Source organism: Microcystis sp. M53603_WE2, assembly GCF_030065435.1.
Genome location: NZ_JASJFF010001223.1, coordinates 1 through 7,279 on the forward strand (window position 1 = coordinate 1; position 7,279 = coordinate 7,279).

General features: G+C 42.9%; 6 protein-coding genes. 1 reads left to right on the plus strand and 5 read right to left on the minus strand.

Going from position 1 to position 7,279, the window contains the following annotated elements; translation table 11 throughout:
* On the minus strand, window positions 1-192 hold a 192-nt coding region (locus PX481_RS25540), incomplete at its 3' end, for a Panacea domain-containing protein (RefSeq protein ID WP_288096757.1).
* Between the two features lie 163 nt (window positions 193-355).
* Here PX481_RS25540 and gloB point away from each other — a divergent pair.
* The gene (gene gloB / locus PX481_RS25545) at window positions 356-1,129 is read left to right on the plus strand and encodes a hydroxyacylglutathione hydrolase (RefSeq protein ID WP_002758783.1); all 774 of its coding nucleotides are present in this window, start codon (window positions 356-358) and stop codon (window positions 1,127-1,129) included.
* Between the two features lie 175 nt (window positions 1,130-1,304).
* Here gloB and adhE read toward each other — a convergent pair whose 3' ends face one another.
* The 4 genes from adhE to PX481_RS25565 all read right to left on the minus strand — a co-directional run.
* Window positions 1,305-3,971, minus strand: coding sequence for a bifunctional acetaldehyde-CoA/alcohol dehydrogenase (gene adhE / locus PX481_RS25550; RefSeq protein ID WP_288096762.1), 2,667 nt, complete (start codon window positions 3,969-3,971; stop codon window positions 1,305-1,307).
* Window positions 3,972-4,435: 464 nt separating this feature from the next.
* Window positions 4,436-4,945 (minus strand): hypothetical protein, encoded by a 510-nt coding sequence (locus PX481_RS25555; protein ID WP_002758781.1) that lies wholly within the window; start codon window positions 4,943-4,945, stop codon window positions 4,436-4,438.
* Window positions 4,942-6,180: an ATP-binding protein gene (locus tag PX481_RS25560; RefSeq protein ID WP_002758780.1), complete on the minus strand. Its 1,239-nt coding sequence runs from the start codon at window positions 6,178-6,180 to the stop codon at window positions 4,942-4,944. Before PX481_RS25560 ends, PX481_RS25555 begins: the two co-directional genes overlap by 4 nt.
* A gap of 363 nt (window positions 6,181-6,543) precedes the next feature.
* The coding region (locus PX481_RS25565; RefSeq protein WP_288096760.1) for a phycobilisome rod-core linker polypeptide at window positions 6,544-7,279 on the minus strand (736 nt) is incomplete at its 5' end.

The following is a 7,279-nucleotide window of genomic DNA, read 5'->3' on the forward strand; positions in this document are numbered from 1 at the left end:
AACCGGTCCATAATCCATTGATGCATATCTATCCCCAGTAATTGGTTGAACCATGGTTTTTAAAGCAAGACGGTCAGCTATATAGAGCATTTTCAGCAACCCTAAATACTTCATCGGTTTGCCGTGCAGCTTTAAGAGTATAGCAGCGGCTTCAACTGCTTTCTCTGGATGAAACCGAAATTTGATCGTCATAACTACTATAAATTCACTGCTTTTTTATGACACTTTTATTATAGTTATTATTCTACATCGGCCATATTTAAGATTTTGTCCCAGTGGTTGAGGCTTCTAGCCTGATTTCTCAAAGATGCTGCTATAGGTATGATCGAGTTAAACCTTAGCCCAAGATTCTACCATGGAGATCGAACGTCTTAACGCCCTTTCCGATAATTATATTTTCCTCCTCTACGATCGAGCGCAAAAAATCGCAGCCGTGGTGGATCCGGCGGAACCTGAACCCGTTTTCAGGCGATTAGAGGCTTTACAGGTGGATTTAGTCGCTATTTTCAATACCCATCACCACGGCGACCATGTGGGGGCTAATCAGGCTTTAATTAATCGTTATCCCCATCTTTGTGTTTATGGGGGAAAGGAGGATCGCGGTCGCATTCCGGGGCAGCAGCTGTTTTTAGCGGAGGGGGATCGGGTGGAATTTGCCGGTCGCTCGGCCGAGGTTTTCTTTGTCCCCGGCCACACTCGCGCTCATATTGCCTACTATTTTCCCCCAGTTAACCCCGGAGATTACGGCGAGTTATTCTGTGGTGATACCCTGTTTTCGGGGGGTTGTGGTCGTTTATTTGAGGGAACACCGGGGCAAATGGTGGCTTCTTTAACTAAATTGCGATCGCTGCCTGACCAAACCAGGGTTTGGTGCGCTCACGAATATACGTTAAATAATTTAAAGTTTGCCTTGACAGTTGACCCTAATAATGCTGCTCTGCAACAGCGTTATCGGGAAGTGGAGAAAAATCGCGCCCAAGATATTCCCACGATTCCAGCAATTTTGGGGACGGAAAAGCTGACTAATCCTTTTTTGCGTTGGGATAGTCCCGCTTTGGCAATGACCATGGATAGCAACGAACCAGTACAAGTGTTTGCACGGCTGCGGGGGAAAAAAGATAATTTTTAAGTAGTCGTGCCAAATAAATTTCCTAGTGAAGAAAGGCAATAGGCAATAGGCAATAGGCAAGGGGGTAGGGGGGATTCATGGTAGGGTTGATTCATGGTAGGGTTGATTCATGGTAGGGTTGATTCATGAATCAACCCTACTAGGGGGTAGGGGGGATCCAAGGCAAAATCGATCTCTAAAAGCTCAAAGGTTGCGGATCTAACTTCAAATCGGCAAGACTGACCTCACCGTGACCATTTACCGCCACCTCTAGGGGCAAATTGCCGTGATAAGCTTGGATTAACAGGGTTTTTAAGTCCTCGATCAGGGGATAACGGGGATTGGCTCCGGTACACTGATCATCGAAAGCTTGTTCGGCTAAATGGTCTAATTTGGCCATAAATTCGGCTTCAGTTTCGGGAATTACCTCTTTAATACTGGCCGGAATACCGATTTCCCGTTTTAAACATTCGATCGCTAATACCAATCTTTCCACACTTTCGGTCTCGCTTTCTCCCCCCAATCCCAAGGAATGAGCGATCCTGGCATAGCGCCACTTCACGTTAGGATATTTGTACTGAGAGAAGGTGGCCTGTTTAAAGGGGGCATCGGTGGCATTATAGAGGATGACGTGGGAAATCATCAAGGCATTGGCCAGACCGTGGGGAATGTGGAAAATGGCCCCCAATTGGTGGGCCATGGAGTGACAGATGCCTAAAAAGCCATTAGCGAAGGCCATTCCGGCCATTGTCGCCGCGTAATGGACTTTTTCCCGCGCTTTCGGGTCTTTAGCTCCGTTATGATAGGAACTGGGCAAGTATTTAAACAGCAGTCGGATGGCATCTTGAGCAAGAGCATTGGTGTACTCTGAGGCTAAAACCGAGACGTAGGCCTCAAGAGCGTGAGTTAAAGCGTCAATTCCGCCGTAGGCTGTTAATTTTTTCGGCATATTTAGCACTAATTCCGGATCGACGATGGCCATGCTGGGAGTTAGGGCATAATCTGCCAGAGGATACTTAATATTATTACGGCGATCGGTCACGACGGCGAAGGGAGTCACTTCCGATCCTGTTCCCGAAGTGGTGGGAATACAAACCATCAGAGCTTTTTCGCCTAAAGGGGGCAATTCATAGACTCGTTTGCGGATATCCATAAAACGCATGGCCAAGCTCTCGAATTCTATCTCTGGATGCTCGTAGAGTAGCCACATAATTTTAGCGGCATCCATGGGGGAACCGCCACCGATAGCGATAATCACATCGGGATTGAAGGTATTAATGACATTTAACCCCCGTTCGACGGTTTCTAGGGAAGGATCGGGTTCCACATCATAAAAGATATTAATCGTGATGCCGATTTCTTCTAAAACTTCCTCTAAAGGTGCGGTAACTCCTAGGTCAAAAAGAGGTTTATCGGTGACAATAAAGGCCCGTTTTTTGCCGGCTAATTCCCGAATAGCGACCGGTAATGACCCGTATTTAAAATATACTTTTGGTGGTACTCGGAACCAAAGCATATTTTCCCGGCGCTCGGCCACGGTTTTAATATTTAATAGGTGGGTAGGTTCGACGTTTTCGCTGATGGAATTACCGCCCCAAGTGCCACAACCGAGGGTTAAACTAGGATCGAGACGGAAGTTATAGATATCACCGATCGCACCTTGGGAGGAAGGGGTATTAATTAATACCCGGGCCGTTTCTACGTTGTCTTCAAAGCGTTTAATATGTTCCCGATTTGAGGGTGCGGTATAAAGCACGGCCGTATGACCTCGACCCGCAAATAAGACCAGTTTTTCGGCTTTTTTCACCCCATCTTCAAAGTCTTTCGCTCGGTACATAGCTAAAATTGGCGAGAGTTTTTCGTAGGAAAATGGTTCCTCTAAACCAATATTTTCTACTTCTCCGATTAGTAATCGGGTATCTTCGGGAACGGAAATTCCGGCCATGGCGGCTAATTTTTCCACTGGTTGCCCGACGATATCGGGGTTGATATGACCATCTTTTAGGAGAATCCCGACGACTTTTTCCCTTTCTTCGGGGGAAAGAAGATAGGCCCCGCGATCAATAAATTCCTGTCGAACTTCTTCATAGATGCTATCGACAACGATTACCGATTGTTCGGAGGCGCAAATCATGCCGTTATCGAAGGTTTTACTGAGAATAATCGAGGAAACGGCCATTTTTATGTGAGCGGTTTCGTCAATTAAAGCGGGGGTATTGCCGGCACCGACTCCTAAGGAAGGTCTTCCCGAAGAATAGGCCGCTTTTACCATACCCGGACCGCCGGTAGCGAGGATTAAATTAATGCAGGGATGTTGCATTAATGCTTGGGAAAGTTCCACCGATGGCTGATCGATCCAACCAATAATACCGGCCGGCGCACCCGCTTTGACGGCCGCTTCCAAGACAATTTTGGCCGCCGCGATGGTGCAGTCTTTCGCTCGCGGATGGGGGGAAAAAATGATGCCGTTGCGGGTTTTCAGGGCAATTAGGGCTTTAAAAATGGCTGTGGAGGTGGGATTTGTAGTGGGTACGATCCCCGCTAAAATGCCCACGGGTTCGGCGATTTTTTGCAATCCAAAGGATTTATCTTCTTCGATAATGCCGCAGGTTTTGCTGTGTTTATACTTGTTGTAGATGATTTCTGAGGCAAAATGGTTTTTAATCACTTTATCCTCTATTACCCCCATCCCTGTCTCTTGTACGGCCATTTTAGCCAGGGGAATGCGAGCGTTGTTAGCTGCTAATGCCGCTTTTTTGAAGATAAGATCTACTTGTTCTTGGCTATAGTTGGCAAATTGTTGTTGAGCTTTTTTTACCTGTTGAATGAGTTCTTCTAGCTCTTGTCTATTGGTAACTATCATAACAATTTTGTCGAAAAAATTAGGCATTTTATTCTACTCTAGCGTTTTTCGGCAGGGGATTCGCTTAATCTTGGGATTTTCTTTATAGTTTCCTAAGCATTGGTATTATAGGATACTAATCCTAAATCCATTGAGCATAGGTTACATATCAGGACAGGCACTCATGCAAGAGGCACTCATGCAAAGGGGAGAATAAATAATCAGTTTTTAATAACTGGATTTAGTATAAATTAGGATTGACCAGTACCTAGAAAAAGTTTGAGGACAGAGACTCAATGATCAAGTTACCAGAAATTCAAGCTGGTGTTCGAGAAGCTGGTTCTATTCCGCACTCCTTGAGTGAAAAGTTTAAAGTTGATCACAGCTTGGCAACGGATTCAGGGTGAGATTCAACATCAAACTAGGATATCTCTAAACTCTAAAAAATCAATATCTTCAGAGCCACCGAATCAAAGAGAATTAAATCACTCAATTTTGATGATATTTTGAATGATTAATCTAAACCCAGTTTCTTGGCGAAATTTTTCCATCCTCTCCTGTTGTGAACTCTGAAAGGTAGGCTTTTTGTTATTGGCAATGTAGGCTTTTCTAGATGAATAATCCTCTCTACCATGATTTTCAATAAATACCCGAATTGTGTTTCTTAGTTGCTCTTCTCCGTCTCCTACCCACCCCGAATTTTTCCCCTTTCGTTCTTTTAATTCTACAAAAATCAAACAATTAGCATAGGTCAGCATTCCATCACAGCGTTTATCCATACCACTACCATCGACTTTTCTAATTTCAATACATTTATCAATAGCGGTAAATGTCACTTCAATTTCTTGATAGTTTTCCACAATAGCAATCCAATCCCTGGGATTTTCTGTATCTAAATAAGCGGGAGTTTCTGGGGGAAATGGCGGATCACAAATTCCAAATTCATGCCGATGGGTTTGACTCTGACATTTTTTATCAAAGAAATTGATCTTCATAACTGTTCTTCGATTTCCAGTAAATCATCAAAAAGCTGATTTGTCTCTCCTAGGGAAAGATTGAGATAATTTTCATCAGAAGGTAAACCATTATATGTAGCAAGTTCTCGGATTTCTCCTTGCTCTGTTAATTCATATACAATAGCATCTTCTGCCGCTATACAAGAGGCTTTCGGGACAATTTGGTTGAGCTTTTCTTGGAGATAATCGGCGTTAGAAATCGCTGATGATAGGATTTTTTTGATAACTTTATCTGCTTTGATAGCTAGGGTTAGATCGTTGATAATATAAGGACTATGAGTAGTTAAAATTAGTTTATTTCCCTGGGTTAAATTGGCAAATTCAAATAATTTATATAAAATCTTTTTCTGAGATTGAGGAAATAGATTCTGCTCGATTTCTTCCACAATATTTACAAAACACTCATTGCGGTATTTAGAAGATAATACTTCTAGTGCCACCTTTTTTAGTTTATCGGAAAGATTATCATTAGAGATAATTTTCTCGATTTCCATTTTTAATCTTTTTTGCTCCTCTCCACTGAGTTCATTGCGGGAAGTTTCTTGAGTTCGATTAATCGATAAAGCAATATTTCGAGAAACGAGAAATAAAGGAACAAAAGACTGAAAACCACTGGAAGCTTCTGATAGATTTAGTTGATAATCACTACCCACAATCTTGGCCAGTCTATTGAGTTTATCAAATTCCAATTTAACCTCACCTACTGGCAAAGTCAAACTGCCAGATAATTCCTGTTGTGAGCGATCCAATTCTTCCCAGAAAGTATATAATGATTCTGGCAGTCCTTTGAGTTTTTCTGGCCATCTTACTGCACTCAAAAAGTTTCGCTCTGCTGGTACATACATAATTTTTGGTACTCGATACTTTGAATTATCAGTACGCTCGATCGATAATTTAGCATTTTCAAAACTAATTCGATAAACATCTCCATTGTATTCAATTTGGGTTTCGGGTAAAAAGTAATTGGTTAAATTTTGGTATTGACAAAAAGATTTAACAAAACGATTATATTTAGTCACATATTTTTCCTCTAAATCCCCACGATATAGAGCTTTTTCCAACCAGCTTAATGTTGATATTAATTTAGCAATGCTACTTTTTCCAGTTCCTTGATTACCGATAAAAATCGTTACTTTCCGAACGTCGATAAAACCATCATTTTCTAGTAAACCCGCCTTAATTGGACCGAAGTTTTTAACTTTAATTTGGCTCATTGTTACCCCCTTGATTGACGATAAGTAGCTGGTTATAATTAAATTAAAAATGGATTTTAGGTTCGATCCCCCCTGCCCCCCTTGATAAGGGGGGTGCCGATCCCCCCTTAGTCCCCCCTTGATAAGGGGGGTGCCGATCCCCCCTTAGTCCCCCCTTGATAAGGGTGGTGCCGATAGGCGGGGGGATCCCCCCTTGATAAGGGTGGTGCCGATCCCCCCTTAGTCCCCCCTTAATCCCCCCTTGATAAGGGGGGCATCTGATAATTTTTAACGCCTACCTACTTAATAAATTTTGGGCAGTAATTTGTCCTGAAAAAAAGCTCGTGTTGAACACGAGCTAAATTAACTAACTTCAAGGACTAATTAGCCACCGACTTTAACTACCGGTTTAAAACTGGGAACCACCAGTTCACTATCCTGTTTAGTCAGCTTATTGTATAAGCGTTCCGTATTGGGGAAATTAGCGGCTGGTAGAGTCGGGAAACGACGATAGGGAACCGTATCTTCACCAAATAATTGTAGGTATTCCATGCTATTAACCATGGCACCGATAAAGGCCTTTAATCCCTTAGTTGCCAGAATTTGGTTATATTTCTGGATTTCTTTTTGATTCAAGGGAGCGCGACCTAAGAAGTGCTTGGTTCCCAATTCAATTACTTTCGTATTCGGATAGGGAGCATAGAATTCTTTCAGGTAAAGATCCGAACAACCTAAACCCTCAATAAACTCTTTCACCGTGATCTCAGCATTGCTTAATTTACTCTCTAAAGCGGTAAATTCGGCATTGATGATATAGGGTTCGAGATCCCGTTCAAAAATCTGACGATAGGCGGCGCGAACAGTATTTTGTACGGCAACTTTATCCAGATTAGTTAACAGTTTAAAGATCTTAGTTTGTTCCCGTTGAACCGTGACACCTTGACCGACACGAGATTGAATATCGGGTTCAGTGCGAATTGAGACCGAAGGTGTACCCAATTCAATAAAGCGCGGGGTTTCCTCTTTATCAACTCTTTGGCCGATATCTTCGCGGAGATTGCCCAAACGCACCATCCGTAACTGCATCCCTTGGGGAGTTAGATAGCGCTCGTAGGGAACC

Coding starts and splice junctions, on each gene's coding strand:
- gloB (WP_002758783.1), top strand. CDS start 356: ATGGAGATCGAACGTCTTAACGCCCTTTCCGATAATTATATTTTCCTC.
- adhE (WP_288096762.1), bottom strand. CDS start 3,971: ATGATAGTTACCAATAGACAAGAGCTAGAAGAACTCATTCAACAGGTA.
- PX481_RS25560 (WP_002758780.1), bottom strand. CDS start 6,180: ATGAGCCAAATTAAAGTTAAAAACTTCGGTCCAATTAAGGCGGGTTTA.
- PX481_RS25555 (WP_002758781.1), bottom strand. CDS start 4,945: ATGAAGATCAATTTCTTTGATAAAAAATGTCAGAGTCAAACCCATCGG.